14 protein-coding genes are annotated in these 17,343 nt (G+C 41.8%); 6 read left to right on the top strand and 8 right to left on the bottom strand.

From position 1 onward, the window contains the following. Positions 1–71: 71 nt before the first annotated feature. Positions 72–569, top strand: a complete 498-nt coding sequence (locus JMX70_RS04145) for a cupin domain-containing protein (RefSeq protein ID WP_201589845.1) — start codon at positions 72–74, stop codon at positions 567–569. Between the two features lie 35 nt (positions 570–604). On the opposite strand, the gene JMX70_RS04140 is transcribed toward JMX70_RS04145, so the two are convergent. Both JMX70_RS04140 and JMX70_RS04135 read right to left on the bottom strand, forming a co-directional pair. After that, positions 605–1,762 carry a MalY/PatB family protein gene (locus tag JMX70_RS04140; protein ID WP_201590583.1) on the bottom strand — a complete coding sequence of 386 codons (1,158 nt, stop codon included), beginning with the start codon at positions 1,760–1,762 and terminating at the stop codon, positions 605–607. Between the two features lie 27 nt (positions 1,763–1,789). After that, complete coding sequence (locus JMX70_RS04135; protein WP_201589842.1) at positions 1,790–2,596, bottom strand: crotonase/enoyl-CoA hydratase family protein; 807 nt, start codon at positions 2,594–2,596, stop codon at positions 1,790–1,792. Between the two features lie 241 nt (positions 2,597–2,837). Between JMX70_RS04135 and rlmF the strand changes: the two genes are divergently transcribed. Next, positions 2,838–3,890, top strand: coding sequence for a 23S rRNA (adenine(1618)-N(6))-methyltransferase RlmF (rlmF, locus tag JMX70_RS04130; RefSeq protein WP_201589839.1), 1,053 nt, complete (start codon positions 2,838–2,840; stop codon positions 3,888–3,890). Between the two features lie 120 nt (positions 3,891–4,010). Here the strand turns inward: rlmF and JMX70_RS04125 are convergent, their stop codons facing one another. From JMX70_RS04125 to dnaA, 6 genes are all read right to left on the bottom strand, one after another. Then, positions 4,011–4,619, bottom strand: a complete 609-nt coding sequence (locus JMX70_RS04125) for a manganese efflux pump MntP (RefSeq protein WP_201589836.1) — start codon at positions 4,617–4,619, stop codon at positions 4,011–4,013. Positions 4,620–4,678: 59 nt separating this feature from the next. After that, entirely contained in the window at positions 4,679–6,160 is a 1,482-nt protein-coding gene (locus JMX70_RS04120; RefSeq protein ID WP_201589834.1) for a DUF6880 family protein, read from the bottom strand. Between the two features lie 132 nt (positions 6,161–6,292). Continuing rightward, on the bottom strand, positions 6,293–8,827 hold the full coding sequence (gyrB, locus tag JMX70_RS04115; protein ID WP_225211616.1) for a DNA topoisomerase (ATP-hydrolyzing) subunit B: 2,535 nt from the start codon (positions 8,825–8,827) through the stop codon (positions 6,293–6,295). Positions 8,828–9,497: 670 nt separating this feature from the next. After that, a complete protein-coding gene (gene recF / locus JMX70_RS04110; RefSeq protein WP_201589832.1) occupies positions 9,498–10,757 on the bottom strand; it encodes a DNA replication/repair protein RecF in 1,260 nt (419 codons plus the stop codon). An 80-nt stretch (positions 10,758–10,837) separates the two neighbouring features. Further along, positions 10,838–12,013: a DNA polymerase III subunit beta gene (gene dnaN, locus JMX70_RS04105; protein WP_201589830.1), complete on the bottom strand. Its 1,176-nt coding sequence runs from the start codon at positions 12,011–12,013 to the stop codon at positions 10,838–10,840. Between the two features lie 190 nt (positions 12,014–12,203). Then, positions 12,204–13,649: a chromosomal replication initiator protein DnaA gene (dnaA, locus tag JMX70_RS04100; protein WP_191690856.1), complete on the bottom strand. Its 1,446-nt coding sequence runs from the start codon at positions 13,647–13,649 to the stop codon at positions 12,204–12,206. Between the two features lie 647 nt (positions 13,650–14,296). Between dnaA and rpmH the strand changes: the two genes are divergently transcribed. From rpmH to yidC, 4 genes are all read left to right on the top strand, one after another. Next, a complete protein-coding gene (gene rpmH, locus JMX70_RS04095) occupies positions 14,297–14,431 on the top strand; it encodes a 50S ribosomal protein L34 (RefSeq protein ID WP_007394757.1) in 135 nt (44 codons plus the stop codon). Positions 14,432–14,636: 205 nt separating this feature from the next. Next, the gene (gene rnpA, locus JMX70_RS04090; protein WP_201589828.1) at positions 14,637–15,008 is read left to right on the top strand and encodes a ribonuclease P protein component; all 372 of its coding nucleotides are present in this window, start codon (positions 14,637–14,639) and stop codon (positions 15,006–15,008) included. 1 nt (position 15,009) lies between these two features. Continuing rightward, positions 15,010–15,384 (top strand): membrane protein insertion efficiency factor YidD, encoded by a 375-nt coding sequence (yidD, locus tag JMX70_RS04085; protein ID WP_201590580.1) that lies wholly within the window; start codon positions 15,010–15,012, stop codon positions 15,382–15,384. 215 nt (positions 15,385–15,599) lie between these two features. Beyond that, a complete protein-coding gene (gene yidC / locus JMX70_RS04080) occupies positions 15,600–17,282 on the top strand; it encodes a membrane protein insertase YidC (protein ID WP_200663705.1) in 1,683 nt (560 codons plus the stop codon). Positions 17,283–17,343 lie beyond the last annotated feature (61 nt).

Raw genomic sequence — 17,343 nt, 5'->3', positions numbered from 1 at the left:
ATTAAGCCTCTAAGTTAACTTTATTACTTCTATAGACTCAAGCTTAAGATAATAATAACGGAGACTAAGCTATGACTACACCAAAGTCTGCACTCAAAAACACTCAGCATTACGTCCTAACCAAATCCAATATTGAAAACACCCCTGCAACCAAACACGTCCATCAGTTTAACGACAATGCCATTCGCCATACGGTTTCATTAAGTGATATTGTCGGTCTTACCAAATTCGGTCTGCATCTCGTACGTGTTGAATCGGGTGATGAAACCACGCAACACCACTATCATGAAAATTCAGACGAGTTCATTTATATGCTATCTGGCGAGCTTTCACTACATTATGGCGATGAAGTTTATCAACTACATGCAGGAGATTTTGTCGGTTTCCCCGCACACGGTGCAGCGCATTCTATGCGTAATAATAGTGATACGGACGCTACCTACTTAATGGGAGGCAACAGACCAGCGTTTGATATCTGTAATTATCCAGACATCAAACGCAGAATGTATACTATCCATGGCAAAAAGGAGTTTGTAGACTTAGAGAATTTAGGTCAAATAGAGCATTGAGAACATTAAATCTCGTCTCGCTTTATAAATCCTTATTAACCAATAAACGCCGCATAAACTCGATTTAATCCCTCGCGCAGCAGTGCCTCAGGACACGCCACATTTAGGCGCATTTTAAGATGTCCCTCAGTGCCGTATTTGATACCCGCATTGAGCTCAACCTTCGCCTCTCTTAACTTATCATAAAGCTTCTGATTATCTTGTACATAAGCCGAACAATCCAGCCAAATTAAATACGAGGCTTCTGGGCGCATAATCTTGATATCGGGCAAATGCTCTTCTAAAAAGCTAATGGTTAAGTCAATATTGGCTTCAATATAATTAAGCGCCTGCTCCAACCACTCACCACCCTCTTCATAAGCACTTTGCATCACGGTATAGGCAAATAAATTGAGCTCATATTCATCATTTAACTGCTGCTGCTGACTGATTTTTTTGATTAATGCATCGTCTTTAGCAAATATCATCGAGCCTTTAATACCTGCTACGTTAAAGGTTTTGGTCATCGAGGTCAGGCTGACGACTTTATGCTCGTAACCTTTTGCGAGGGTTAAAAGAGGTGTAAAAGTATAACCACTCAAGGTTAAATCTTGATGAATCTCATCACTGACAATCGCCACATCATGCTTTTTGCAAAGTGCCAGTAACGCTTCAAGCTCCTGCCTCGTCCACACGCGCCCGCCCGGATTGTGCGGATTGCATAATAAATATAGCTTAACCTTATGCTCGATTATCTTGGCTTCGATATCAGCCAAATCCAGACGATACTTCCCCTCGACCTCCTTTAATAGCGATGTCACAAGCGCGCGACCATTTTGCTCAACCTTGGTCATAAAAGGCGTATAAATGGGGTCATTAACCAGTACCGCATCGCCTACTTCAGTAAATACGTTCATCATCAGCGCTAAACTTGGCACGACGCCCGGCGAGAACAAGATATTTTCTTTATCTAGCTGTAAATTATAACGACTGCCATGCCACTGAATAATAGACTCGTACAATGCCTCAGTCGGTTTGGTATAACCCAATATGCCATGCTGCGCAACTTGCTCAATCGCCTTTAAGATAGGCTGGGCGGCCTTAAAGTCCATGTCCGCGACCCATAGCGGGATGGTATCATCGTTATAATGCCATTTGACTGACCCTGTATCACGTCTATCTATTATTTCATCGAAATTGTATTGCACCATCAGTCTCCTAAAGCATAGATCTTTGAATTATTAACGCCCCTTAAACTCAGCCTCCCTTCTCTCTACCATCGCCATCGCACCCTCTTTCGCATCTTCTGAATGAAATAAATGCGGCAAATAGCTATGAATATTAGCCAATGCAGCGGCAGTTCCACTACGACTGACATCTTGTGCTGAGGACAGTAACCCTTGTACGCCAAGCGGTGCAGCTTTACAAATCTCTTGCGCAATAGTTATTGCTCGTTCGTATTCTTCGCCATTCGGCACTACTTCACTGACCAGATTTAGTCTATCAGCAGTTTGCGCGTCAAAGGCTTTACCAGTAAGCAAATACGGCATAGCTTTTTGCCAACCTGCTGCTGCGACGAAACGTACCGTCGCGCCACCAAACGGCATGATACCGCGCTGAACTTCCATTTGTGCAAAGTTGCAGTTATCACTTGCGATAACGACATCACTATTTAGCATTAATTCAATGCCAGCGGTAAAGCAAGTTCCTTGAATCGCAACGACCACAGGTTTGCTGCGTAATTTGCCACCGATTCCCCATGGGTCAATCTCATTATCATTAAACTCAAACGCGCCTTTATCCCACTTATCTTGCAACTCCATTAGATCAAGTCCGGCGGTAAAGTGCTCACCATGGGCAAATATGAGCGCACAGCGTAAGTTCTCGTCGTTTTCATAACGCGTCAGTGCTTCGGATAATTGCTTAATCATATGGCTATCAAAGGCGTTGCGTTTATCGGCGCGATTGAGCCCGATTAGGCAGATATAGCCGTCGGTTTCATAGGTGATGCGGTTATCGGTACTGGATTTATTACTTTCCGTTGTCATATTTTTATCCTTTTAAATGCATTATTGTCATCTGCTGCGCTTATAAAATAGCCGCTTTATGCTCATTTGGCTTAGTTTCAATATAGACACCCCCATGCGATAACGCAAGGACAGATATACGCGCACAGGCAGATTGCTATTTTATTCGCCATAGGTAAATGAGTAGCCATGGATAAACCGATAGACGGGCGTGAAATCTGCTAAACTGGGTGATTATATTCAAACATTGTAGTCCGAAACTATGACCAGTAAGCCCAGCACCAATATATCAAACGCCCGTAGAGCAAATGCTAATACTCATCGCAACCGCTCACCTGAGACTGCCAAAAAGCTCGGCAAGCTACATCCGCGCAATCCGCATCAAGGGCGCTATGACTTTGCGCTATTGACCCGTGCCCTGCCGGAATTGGCTAAGCACACCATCACTAACCCGAAAGGTGAGCCGACGATTAACTTCTCTGATAGTGAGGCGGTACGCGTCCTCAATCAGGCGTTACTCGCGCATTATTATGGCGTGAAGTTTTGGGATATTCCAGAAGGCTATCTCTGCCCACCGATACCGGGTCGCGCCGATTACATCCATTATATTGCTGATTTACTGGCGCAAACCACGCACGTTAATGACGACAACACACCGCCGACGGGTAAAGAAATTCACGCCCTTGATATTGGTACCGGGGCCAGTGCGATTTATCCGATTATCGGTAGCCAAAGCTATGGTTGGCGCTTTACCGCGAGCGACATTGACCCTATTTCAGTCAATACCGCCGCGCTGATTTGCGAAGCCAACCCAAAGCTAAAAAGTGCCGTTAAAGTAAAACTACAGCCTGAGCCTAAGTTTATTTTTAAAAACATCATCGGTCGTCAAGATTACTTCGATGTGGTCGTTTGCAACCCACCGTTTCATGCGTCATTAGAAGAAGCGATGCAAGCCAATACCCGCAAGCAGCATAATCTGCAACGCCATCGTGGTAAGAATGAAAACGAGCAAATCAGCCGCCATTCAACCAAGGCTGGAAATGCTGCGCAAAATCTCAACTTTGGTGGTCAGCATAAAGAGCTGTGGAGTGAGGGCGGCGAAATTGCCTTTTTGACCAAAATGATAAAAGAAAGTCAAGATTTTGCCGAGCACGTTGGCTGGTTTACCAGCTTGGTGTCAAAGTCAGAGAACGTGAAACCATTACAACTGTTATTAAAACAGCTTGATGTTGCCCAAATGCGCATCATCGAGATGAGCCAAGGGCAAAAGAATACCCGTGTTCTAGCGTGGCGCTTTAATACTGACGAAGCGTAATTAATAAAAAATGACTGTCTGAAAAACATCTATTTGAAGTTTCACGTGAAACAAAAAAAAACACCGCTTTGATTACCAAAGCGGTGTTTTTTTATAGAGTAAAAGGTAAAGATTAATAAACTAGCTAAAGAACATCACCTTTAAGCCAATGAGTATAAGTACTAGCCCACCAAGCGCTTCCGCCTTATCTTCAAGATACGTCCCTGATTTCTTACCCAAATACACACCAAAGACGCTAAAAATAGCAGTGATAATAGCGATAATTAAACAAGCCAACCACGCATTAAGCGCCAACAAATTCAGCGTAAAGCCAGCTGCCATGGCATCAATACTGGTGGCAATCGCAAGGGTAAACATGGTGCGATGATTGATATTTTTCTTTAAGCTGTCATTTACAGACACTGTCTCACTATTTATATGCAGCGCTTTATCTACCGCCTCTTCTCCATCTCCTAAAAACACTTCATAAAGCATTTTGCTACCAAGACCGATAAGAATAAATCCACCAATCCAAGGTGCAGCAGCAGCCAACCAGCCTAATAAAGCTGCGCCCAATAAATAACCAATCAGTGGCATCACGCCCTGCGCAATACCAAAATACAAACCCGCATAAATCGCCAAACGCAGCACATAATGACGATGCTGTTTTTGTGATTTCGCCCCTAGCCCAATCGCAACAGCAAACGCATCCATCGCAAGAGCAATGGCAAGTAATATAACTTCAATCATTTTATTCTTCGCTTATTTCTGCTTATTGTCATAAGTTTCACGTGAAACACTATATCAATCTAATCGTTTACCTTTTCCCAAAAACTACGCTTTTTACCATGCTTGTCTTTAAGGGTAATGACATATTCTTTATGGGTCGCAAGTTCACTGTAAGGCTTAGACGATTTACTAATAACCGTATCAAGTTTGGTTAGACGATCGAAGTAGCGAGCGGCGTGACCATAAGCTTTGCTGCGAGAGCTGTCTAGAATATCGTTAAGTAAAGTGCGGTAAATAATAACTTGAAGTAAATCTGTCTTAGTTGGCAAATCTTTTAACATGCTTGTGAGATCTGTGTAATGCACATCAGCAAACTGGGAATGACGGGCAACTGCAACCTCATTAGCAAGCTCAATCTCTCCTATTTCTAGCAGTAGCGATGTGGCCATAAATACATTTTCTTGTTGTTCTGCCAGCTCATAAGCTCTTTTTCGCCACTTAGATTGCTGAGCAGGACTGGCCACAGCCATGATAGCTTTTAACCGCGAAGGGGTTGATTGTAGCTCAAACGCCTCGCCTAGCACCTCCATGAGCGCGTCGGTATCTTTTTGCATGTGATATATGTGACTCAGCCAATCCAAACGTCTGATCTTATCTAACAGACCATCGCTTTGCCACTCTTCATTTAAGTAGTGTAATGCCTTATCAAAAGCTCTTTGATTTAGCAGAAATGTTAGCAACTCTTCTAATCTTCGAGGATGAACCGGTCTAGTCTCTTGCATCTCAAAGAATATGGTTTCAAAAAAACCCACATCACCTAGCGCCCTTGTTAGGTTTTTTATGGCGATCTCAATTACCATTTTTTCATAGTTAATTGAAAAAGCATCATCACTTAAAGGGCTGTTTTGCCTTTCATTGAGCGTATCTTTAATTGCTTTTTTTGTTTGGATATTCTCACGCTCTTGTTGATAATCAGCGATCAATCCACGTATCTCAGTCTCAGATAACAGTTGATCAATATTTTCTAATAAACTATCTTTGGTACCATAATCATTATCGTCAGCCAGCACTTTTACTTTCTTTATCCAAGCTTGACTGAGTATATCGCGCTCATCAACAGGTATGTCTCGCTTTTCTTGCTCATAGCAAGTGCTAGCCACTGCTAGCCAAAATGACGTCAAACTCCTATAAATATCACCGATATAACCGTTGGAATCATCAGCACGTTCTAGGCTAGCATTAGTAGACTCTATAAATAACTCAAGTAACGTCAAGCACTCTCGTGGTTGCGCAGGGTAAAGGCTCATTATATCGCTGGCTAAGTGCTGAAGCTCAGTAGCAAATTCACTAGATTCCCAGTAATCTACAAACTTCCTTCGTCTTCTAAGTCCTTTTAGTGTAGTGGTTAACTTTTTTATAAGTTTAGGTTTATCTGATTGTAATAGCAGACGCTCAATTTTTTTATCGAGCATTTTATCTATACCATACACCTCAGAGACAAAATCAATTAAGGTCTTTTTTGATAGTTGTGACAAATACTTCTTTTGTTCTGCGTTTAGCATAGTATTCCCTTCACTACTTTATTGATAATATTTCACATGAAAAAAGCCACCTTGCGAGCAAGATGACTTTATACCAATAAACAATTATATTCAAACTTCAAAACTATAACTTCAAGGTCTATAAACTAAAAGCTAAATATCTAAATTAGACACGGTCAGCGCATTCTCTTCAATGAAAATGCGACGTGGCTCGACATGGTCACCCATTAGGCAGGTAAACATATGGTCAGCGGCAATCGCATCTTCAATTGTCACGCGTAACATACGGCGGTTTTCAGGATCCATGGTGGTATCCCAAAGCTGATCAGCGTTCATCTCGCCCAGCCCTTTATAACGCTGAATCGCCAAACCACGACGCGCCTCAAGCATCATTTGTTGCCAGAGATAATCAAAATCGCGTACTGGGATATCTTTGGTCGTACCTGCGCTTGCTTCACGGCGGATAAAGGCATCTTCTGCAAGCAAGGTATTCCATTCAGCGGATAAGCGCAGCAGCTTGGTATACTCACCTGAATTGATAAAGCTGGCATCTAACAAATAATGATGCGCCAATTGATGCACATAAACAGTGATACGCGGTAACCATTGAGCTTTGGCAGATAAAGAATCACTGTCATCAGCAGATGTTTCACTTTCATCAAGTTCTACCACTGCGGTCATACCCAATAAATCAGCAGCGGCAGCATCCATATTTTTTGGTTGCGGCGCATGGATATTGACCAGTTCAATCTCAGGATTTAAATCACTACCAAAGTGCTCAAGCTGTGTTTGTAATGACGCTTTCCACGCTTCCATTACTGACTTATCATAAGTCATATCGGTGCTAAGCTTCGGCGTATGCGTCAATGCATCCAATAATACTGCAGGATAACGAATCTGCAAACGCGCTTTGATAAGCTGGGTTTGGTTATAGTCATTGAGCAAGGTCTCAAGCGCTTGACCAGTAATAGCCGGCGCATCAGCACTGATATGCAACTTAGTATTATCGATTGTCGAGGATAATAAATACGCTTTTAAGGCTTCATCGTCTTTTAAATACAGCTCTTGACGACCTTTTTTTACTTTATAAAGTGGTGGCTGGGCGATATAAATATAACCGCGCTCAATCAATTCTGGCGTTTGACGGAAGAAAAAGGTCAACAGCAGCGTACGAATATGCGAACCATCGACGTCCGCATCGGTCATGATGATGATTTTATGATAGCGTACTTTGTCCGGATTATATTCATCCGGGCCAATGCCGCAACCAAGCGCGGTAATCAAGTTACCGACTTCAGCAGATGACAGCATTTTGTCAAAACGAGCACGCTCAACGTTAAGAATCTTACCTTTTAGGGGCAAAATTGCTTGGGTCTTACGGCTACGACCTTGCTTAGCTGAACCACCAGCAGAATCCCCTTCCACAATATAAAGCTCTGATAATGCCGGATCTTTTTCTTGGCAATCTGCCAATTTACCCGGTAAACCTGCGATATCTAGCGTGGTTTTACGGCGGGTCATCTCGCGAGCTTTACGCGCCGCATCACGCGCACGCGCCGCATCGATAATCTTATTGGCAATTGCTTTACCGGCACTTGGGTTTTCAAGCAAATAGTCGTTAAACTTATCATGCATGGCCGATTCAACGGCAGATTTCACTTCGCTCGACACCAGCTTATCTTTGGTCTGACTGGAAAACTTAGGATCAGGTACTTTTACCGAGACAATCGCTGTCAAACCTTCACGCGCATCATCACCCGTGGCGACGATTTTCTCTTTTTTGAATAAGTTTTCGCGATCCATATAGCTGTTAAGACCGCGCGTCAAAGCTGAGCGGAAGCCAGATAAATGCGTCCCACCATCACGCTGTGGGATATTATTGGTAAAACACAATACTTTTTCGTTATAGGTGTCCGTCCACTGTAGCGCCACTTCGACACTGATGCCATCGTCTTGCTCGCTGGTGAAATGAAAGACTTCATTGATACCGTCTTTGCCCGCATTGATGTAGCTGACAAATTCTGACAAGCCGCCCTTGTGCTCAAACTCATGACGTTTATCGATGCGCTCATCGGTTAGGACAATGCGCACACCAGAGTTTAAGAATGATAGCTCACGTAAGCGTTTGGCTAAAATATCGTACTCAAAAATGGTACCAGTAAAGACATCGTTACTTGGATAAAAACGGATTTGCGTACCAGTTTTATTGGTCGCCTCCATCTGCTGAATATCGGCATCAGGAACGCCATCGGTATAGGTTTGATGATAATGATAGCCTTCGCGCCAAATATTCATCTCAAGCTTTTTAGACAAGGCGTTTACAACTGAAACACCGACGCCGTGTAGGCCGCCCGATACTTTATAGCTGTTGTCATCAAATTTACCGCCAGCATGCAGTACGGTCATAATAACCTGTGCTGCCGATACGCCCTCTTCTGGATGGATATCCACAGGGACGCCGCGACCGTTATCCATGACACTGACCGACTCGTCTTCATGGATAATGATATCAATTTGGTCGCAATGACCAGCCAGCGCCTCATCGATAGAGTTATCCACCACCTCAAAGACCATATGATGCAAGCCGGTACCATCATCGGTATCACCAATATACATACCCGGACGTACGCGCACCGCTTCTAGTCCGCGCAATACACGAATATCTTTGGAGCTATAATCAGAGGGCATTCCTTCAGGGGCTGCAGCAGGCGCAGTAATCTCTACAGCGCTGTCGCTCATCAATTGTTCGTGGTCGGTAGGTAATGAATCACTCATGTGTATTCCTTAATCTAGCCATTATCAGCTATATGTCATCTGCTCACCACAATGGCAACGCTCGACGACGTTATCTTAAATTTAACGTTTCATGGTCAAAATATGTAGTTATAGAGTTAGCAAAAGTTTTATCAGAAGTCGCCTAAAAGAAGATAAAACAGTAATAAAAAAGTGGACTTAAATACAGCCAATTTCTCAAAGACTGTTTTTAATATACGCTGTCATTTCTTTTACGTTTCATTAAAACAGCTTAGAAATAAGCATATATCTATCAAGCACTTAGAAGCTGAATATTATCAAAAAACCCTTAAACAATACTGATAAAAATTTATAAGATAACTTGCTGAGAACAGGGCAAAAATAAAGCTCTATTTTAACATTTTTCTGGCGCTAAGTCACTGTTTACTGACAGTTTTCTCGGTATCAAGCAAGTATTTTAGCAAGATCACTTTTCTACTACACCCACAAGCATAACAATGAAATTTTTCGGAAGATATGAAGTGTGGTTGATAAAAATGAAGCCCAAACTTAGCGGATATTGATTATCGAAACTATTTCTAAAAAACGTTTTTATAAAACATCTTTATAAAGACCTTAGGCCTCCTTGTTTCACGTGAAACAAATTAGGTTCTGACCAATATACATGCACCAAAGGTAAAATATCGTCGGTTAAGCTGGTCATAAATACCTGACATGGCAGCTGCGCCAATGTCGACAACAGAATCTCTATCGCCCTAGCATCAAGTTCAGCGGTAATATCGTCTAGTAGCACTACTGGCGTGGCTCGCGCTTTATTATGGTCATTTGGCAAAATAACACTGCTATTGTCCTTTTCTATCGCATGGGTAGAAGTGTTTTCATTAAGCAATAACGGCAATTGTGATAAGCGTAGAGCGGTAATTAACAGTTTTTTCTCGCCGCGAGAGAGAACGTTAGCAGCCTGTTCTTTTATAGTCGGTAGTTTGGCCGCGGTGTCTGCTTTTTCTATGGTTTTTGATACTGCGTTCGCATTGCTGTCTGCTTCGTTGTTAGCATGCTCTGATAAATCACTAGAGCGCCAATGTACATGAATATCGGCGCGGTGATTACCTATCCGCGTATAACCCAGCTGCAAATCCTGCTCCAAACGCTCGTTAAGCTGGATATCTAACGGGATATTGGTGTCGTAGCCAGCGTTATAGCTTAAGCTTAGTTGCTCAGCGTAGGTAGGCAATAACTGCGTGATACTCTTCGCAAAGTAAGGCTGCCAATCGCTAAAGACTCGCTCACGATAATGATGAATAAGCGCCGCATGACTAGCAAGCCCTTTGTCCCATGATTTTAACTCAGCAAGCTGCACTGGCGTTAAGTAACGGCTCTTTTTTAGCAAACTATTGCGCTGTTTTAGTAAACGCTGATAAGCGACCCATTGCGGATGGAAACCCTGTTTCATGTGAAACACTAGCCAATCTAATAGCTGCCGGCGACTGGCACTGCCCTGCTCTAACATATCCATCGACGACGGATCTATCAGTAATGTGGGTAGTTGCTCGGTTAAGATACTTTGGTTATAAACCGTGGTTTGATTCAGCCGTAGAACCGTCGTCGCATCTGTTTGCTTTTGAATAGCTAAGGTATTGCTATCATTGAGCTTAGCGTGCACCGTTGCCGCATTTTGATGGTGCTGAATATAGCGTTTAGGCTGATGATGGCGGAAGCTTTTACCTCTTGAAAGCAAGAATATCGCTTCAAGTAACGAGGTTTTGCCACTGCCATTTGCACCGATAATAACGTTGCAAGCAGCAGTATTTAAACTAATCTGGGTTAGATTACGCAGGTGTGAAATTTGTAGACGTTCAATCATAAGGGTGACAGCCGCCTATATTACGCCCACTATTTAGTAAGCAAAAGTTTATTACTGTTATTTTTCATAAGGTCACCAAGTTATATACGCATAGGCATAATAACATACTGATGAAAGTCATCATTGAGCTGATTGACCAATACCGAGGCATTGGATTGGCTCATATGCATTTGCAAATCACCTTGAATCACGCCCAAAACGTCTTGTAGATACGCCGCATTAAATGACAACTCCATCGGCTCGCCTTGGTACTTTGCTTGTATCATCTCGACTGCCTCGTCTTGCTCAGCATTATTAGCACGAACTTCTACCATGCCATCACTGGCAAAATTAAACACCACACCGCGAGATTTCTCATTACTTAAAATTGCCACACGGCGCAGCACATCAGTCATTTTTTCTTGGTTAAACAAAGCAAGCTTATCTGTATTACTTGGCATGACACGGCGATAATCCGGGAATTTACCATCGATAAGACGCGCGGTAAAGGTCACCATTAAATCATCACTCACCTGCCCTGTACTATCCACATCACCAAAGGGTAAGCTTACTTGTAAGAATTCACGGCCAAAGCTCAATGTCACAGCATTGTCTTTATCGCCCAGCATCTTGCCAAGCTCAGAAGCCAAACGCTCAAGCTCAATCACCGCTTTACGCGGCAAAATCGCTTGCATATTTAAGTCGCTACTGACATCAATAACACTACGCGCTAACGCCAATCTATGGCCGTCAGTCGCAACTGTAGTCAGTTGCTGCTGTGACACATCAAATAGCATACCAGTCAAATAGTAACGCACATCTTGGATAGCCATTGCAAATTGGGTTTTATGAATTAAGTCGGTCAAACGACTACGACTGATGGTCAAAGGTGTGATATTTTCAGGATTACCAAGACTTGGATAGTCTTCGCTTGGTAATGTGCCTAAAGTAAAACGACTTTTACCACTGGTCAAGAGACAGCGCTCATTTTCTTGAGTGGTCAGATTGACCTGCGCTTGCGACGGCAATGATTTACAGATATCTCTGAGCTTTGTGGCAGGTAATGTGGTGGTACCTGCTTCGATACAGGCACCAGCAGGCAATTTTAATGTCGATGTCAGCTCTACTTCTAAGTCAGAAGCAGTTAAAATAAGCGCCCCCTCAGACAATTGCAGCTTAATATTGCCCAAGATAACCATGTTGTGGCGCTTATCGGCGGCCTTGGCAATCAAGTTAATGGCTTTTAGTAACGACTCTCGATTAATCGATAATTGCATGCTTAGTTACTCTTGTTTATTAGTTGCTCTTATTAAAAGAATTTTTATACGTTTTTAAATCATAGGGTTTTAAAATAATGGCTTAATAATACCTTGTCTACTGATGATAATCCATACAGCGTCTGTCCGCTAATCATTAAAATATTATAAATCATATCGACTCGTGACAACATTATGACGCCATAAGCTTCTAACCCGCTTGCAACATCAAGGCAAGCGTTTTGTAATCCTTATCAAACGCGGGGTCAGCGGCGCGTAGCTCATTGACCTTATCACAAGCATGCATCACTGTCGTGTGGTCGCGTCCACCAAATGACTGACCAATCTCAGGAAAGCTATCACTGGTTAATTCGCGTGATAACGCCATCGCTATTTGTCGTGGTCTAGCAATGCTGCGCGTACGTTTACGACCCATGATATCTTTTACGCTCACATCATAGTATTCGGCGACCACTTTACGAATATTATCCATATTTACCGCTTGCACACGCATCGCAACGATATCTTTTAGGGCGTATTGCACCATCTCAAGTGTAATGGGCGCTCCCGTCAAGTTGGCATTGGCAAACACCTGATTGAGAGCACCTTCTAATCGCCTGACATTAGAAACCACGTTTTGAGCGATGAATAGGGCACACTCTTTAGGCAGGCTCATGCCGTACGATGCCGCCTTTCTTTGTAAAATTTGTACTCGAGTGTCAATCTCAGGTGGATCTACTGCAACCGTCAAACCCCAAGAAAAGCGCGACCTGAAACGCTCGTCAAACTCCGTCATTTGTGATGGATGACGATCTGATGCCAGAATCAGTTGCTTATCACCGCTGGTAAAATCTGCAAATAAGGTTAAAAACTCATTACTACTTTTTGTTTTACCCGCTAATACATGAATATCATCTACAATTAATAAATCTACTTTTTTTATTTTCTTTTTAAAATCTTCTATTTTATTATTTCTTAATGAATAAACTAATTGATTAATAAATTTTTCGGAAGTGAAATAGTAGAAAGTTAGATTATTTTTTAAATAGCGATGCGCTACAGAATGCATTAAATGCGTTTTTCCCAAACCAGAAGGTCCGTATATAAATAAAGGATTGTGACGATTTTTTGATTGGCGTTTTCCAAGCTCGTAACAGGCCTTATAAGCTAAGTTATTAGACTTACCAGTGACAAAGGTTTCAAAGGTGAAGTCAGGATTCAGATAGCTTAATGATTTGGCATCGGCAGACTCAATCAGTTCTGCATGACGCATATTGGCATCGATATCCGCTCTAGCAATATCATTATGCGTACTTTGAAAATTATAATCAGTAGGGGGAGGGGAGGGCTGGTCTTCTTCAAACAATGAGCCTGACTGGGCCAGATTACTATCAACCATCTCACGGCCAGCATTATCAACACGTACAATAACGGCTTCAATACTACCTTGGCTATGTTTAGCAACCAACTGCTCGATGTCGTGTAAATGATTCTTTTTGATATAGGTTACAAAGTAATCATTAGGAGCAAGAATAATCAAGCTATTGGCTTCTTGATGTGCAGATAACGGTCTCAACCACATCGTAAAGACATTATCTTTAACATGATAACGTAAGTCGTTTAGGCATTTATCCCAAATAGTTGCTGTATCAATCATGAAAAATACTAACCCCATAGTCCAAGGTGATCGGTCAAAAGAACGTCATTTTTATAGTGTAAATTTATCAGCTTTAAGCCCCAGAAAGCCTCTTTTCTTAACAAAGATATCTTATGATCACATAACTTAAAATCATACATCTAGTAGGGCGCCAATCTAACACAAACAGCCTGTGGATAATACCTCGTTTTTTGTGGATAAGACTGTGGATAGTTTTGTGGATAAGTATATATCATGAGTTATCCATATTCCACCCACAGGTTATCCACAACCTTACCCATAGTCTATCCTATTGATAAAAAAGTAAAAAAACAAGTTAATCACAGATAATACGATCCCCAATAACAACAATACTTATATATATTAATAGCTAATTATTATAGAGTTCGACACAAGCTGTGGATAAGTTTCAAAAATTGATTATCAAAATAGTTTTTCTAAGAAGATAATTTGGGTCTACTGATATGAGTTTATTTAACTAAATCTCTTAGCTGTAAATATCTCATTACCGATAAATATAAGAAAACTCACTCTGTTGTAAATCATCTGTATGAAAACAGAGCAAATTAGTTCGTTGACCAAAATACTATGCGGTGGTATAATCCTCCGCTATTACGAATTTAGTCCATTATTTTGATAGGTGAGTTATGAAACGTACATTCCAACCAAGCGTGATCAAGCGTAAACGTACTCACGGTTTCCGTGCACGTATGGCAACCAAAAAAGGCCGCCAAGTCTTAGCTCGTCGCCGCGCTAAAGGACGTCATCGCCTTACTGTATAATTAATCAGTAGATTGCGATAAGCATGGCCGATAGTGCTTGTTGTGTTTCTATTATTTTATAGATTGCGATCGTCAATCATCACAACTGTCACTCAGCCATATATTAAAAGCGCCCACATCGGCGCTTTTTTTGTCTCTATACTTTGTTATTCTTTCTACGCTATTATCTCTGCTAGTGTTACTAGCTCTTATATTAGGTTGTATTATGTCCAATACCGTTTCAGCGCCCCCTAATGCTCGATTTACCAAAGCACAGCGTCTACTCACGCCTTCGTCCTTTCGCGAGGTATTTGACGCGCCTGAGCGCAAGCTGCATCAGAGTCATTTAATGGCGTTTGTACGTAGTAACCATTGTGAACAGCCTCGAGTCGGTATGGCCATTACCAAACGTAAAGTACCGACGGCTGTCACACGAAATTTAATCAAACGCCATGTTCGTGAACAATTTCGTATAAAGGCAAGTCACTTAGAAAACAAAGATATTGTATTTATTGTCAAAAAGTCTATAAAGCAATTAAATAATAAAGAAATAATAAATGAAATTAATAATATCTTTAAAAAGATGGAAAAAAAATAAAATGAATTTTTTATTAAAAGTAGTAAATAATTTTTTATATAAGTTGTCTTATTATTTTATTGTTTTTTATCAAAAAGTAATCAGTCCTATTTTACCTGCGCGCTGTCGTTATTATCCAACTTGCTCAAATTACGGTAAACAAGCTTTAGCATGGCATGGCGTTTGGTCAGGTAGTTGGCTATTATTAAAACGTATTAGTAGCTGTCATCCGTTAGGCGGACATGGCATTGATTTTGTGCCACTACCTTTGTCTTCTTATCATTATCAATATATATCGCCTACGACACCAGTTCATGGCAAAGCGCAAAGCTGGTATGTTTATAAAGATACTAAGAGCTATGTGGCTCGCCTAAATCATCTAATGAAGTCGATATAAACTTTATTATCGACTGAGAAGTTGTGGATATCTTTTAAGTTACCCACAAGTTATCCACACGCTTGTATCATTTAGAGCGGTTTTTTAGTAAAATGATGAACATTTTATGTGATTGACTGCTGGTATGACTGCTAGGAAAGGGGTTTGATACTGTGTGGTGGTCATGACACATGCCTGATTTTTCATTCCCTAATTTTTTAATCTAGGAAAGGTTTATGCAAAAGATATTTCGGGTGATGATCATCATTGCGATGCTAATCACCGCTTATCTGCTGATTTTAGCATGGCGAGATGATTATGCCGATGCACCAGCTGTAGACGCGGTACCAGAAACGTCAACATCGGTAGGGGCTGATATTCCTGCTACCACTGGCGCAGCAGGTGATATTCCAGCACAAACGCTACCAGTTGATGCGGGCGCTGTTGCGGAGGCACCTGCGACCAATACGGGTCTCATTACGGTCACAACCGATCGCTATGACATTAAAATCAATCCAGAAGGCGGGGATATCGTTTATGCGGCATTAAAGCAATATGATGCCACGCTCAATAGCGAAAAACCTTTTGTGTTGTTAGAAAATAATAGCGGTCGCGTTTACGTGGCACAATCTGGTCTTATCGGTCCAAACGGTATTGATACCGCCGAAGGTCGCGCCAAATATAGCCACGCTGCCAATAATTATGTGATGGAGAAAGGTCAGCAAACCTTATCAGTACCGCTTACCTATCAAAAAGATGGTGTAACGGTTACTAAGACCTTTACTTTTACCCAAGATAAATATCCGATTGATATCAGCTATCAAATCCAAAATGCTTCTGCCAATGCTTGGCAAGGTCAGATGTTTGCGCAGTTAAAGCGTGACGATAGTAAAGACCCTGGTATGTCTGATAAAGGCGCGCTAAGCATGGCGACGTATTTGGGCGGCGCTTGGGGCACACCTGAAGATCCTTATAATAAATTAAAATTCGGTAAATTTAACGATGGTGAGTTGACCACGACCAGTGATGAAGGTTGGGTTGGCATCGTTCAGCATTACTTTGTTTCTGCTTGGACGCCTGAAAACTTTACGGGTAAGTTCTTTAGCCGTGAAACGGGTAATGATTACTTTATTGGTTTTAACAGCCAGCCTGTTAATGTGGCACCGAACAAGCAAATTACCTTAAATGCAACTCTCTATGCTGGTCCAAAAGTACAGTCTGAGCTAAAAGAGGTGGCAGTAGGTCTGAATCAAACCGTCGATTATGGCTTACTTTGGCCAATATCAAAAATATTATTTGCGATTTTGGATGGTATTCATAAAGTCATCGGTAACTGGGGCTGGTCAATTATTCTGTTGACGCTGCTGGTTAAAATCGCCCTGATGTGGGTTTCTAATAAAAGCTACTACTCAATGGCGAAGATGCGTGCTATCGCCCCAAGACTAGCAGCATTAAAAGAAGAGCACGGCGACGATCGTATGAAAATGTCGCAAGAAATGATGGCAATTTATAAAGAAGAGAAAGTCAATCCCATGGCGGGTTGTTTACCTATTCTGATGCAAATGCCGATTTTCTTAGCCCTATATTGGGTATTGGTTGAAAGTGTTGAGCTGCGTCATGCGCCTTGGATATTGTGGATTCAAGATTTATCAGCGATGGATCCATGGTTCATTTTACCGCTCTTAATGGGTGCGTCGATGTTTATCCAGCAGCAACTAAATCCGCAGCCCGCTGATCCAATGCAAGCTAAAGTGATGAAGTTTTTACCGATTATCTTCACTGCGTTTATGTTGTTCTTCCCAGCAGGTTTGGTACTATACTGGACGGTGAACAACTTATTTAGTATGACCCAACAGTACATCATCAACCGTAAAGTTGAAGAAGAACAGAAACGTCGTACCGTGAAAGTTCTGGATTAAATAAAGTTCAAGTCTAAAAAACCATCGCTACGGCGGTGGTTTTTTTATGTATCAAAGAGAA

Origin of the sequence: Psychrobacter pulmonis, assembly GCF_904846465.1 — a bacterium.
GTDB lineage: Bacteria > Pseudomonadota > Gammaproteobacteria > Pseudomonadales > Moraxellaceae > Psychrobacter > Psychrobacter faecalis.
This window is presented reverse-complemented; position numbering and strand designations above follow the sequence as displayed.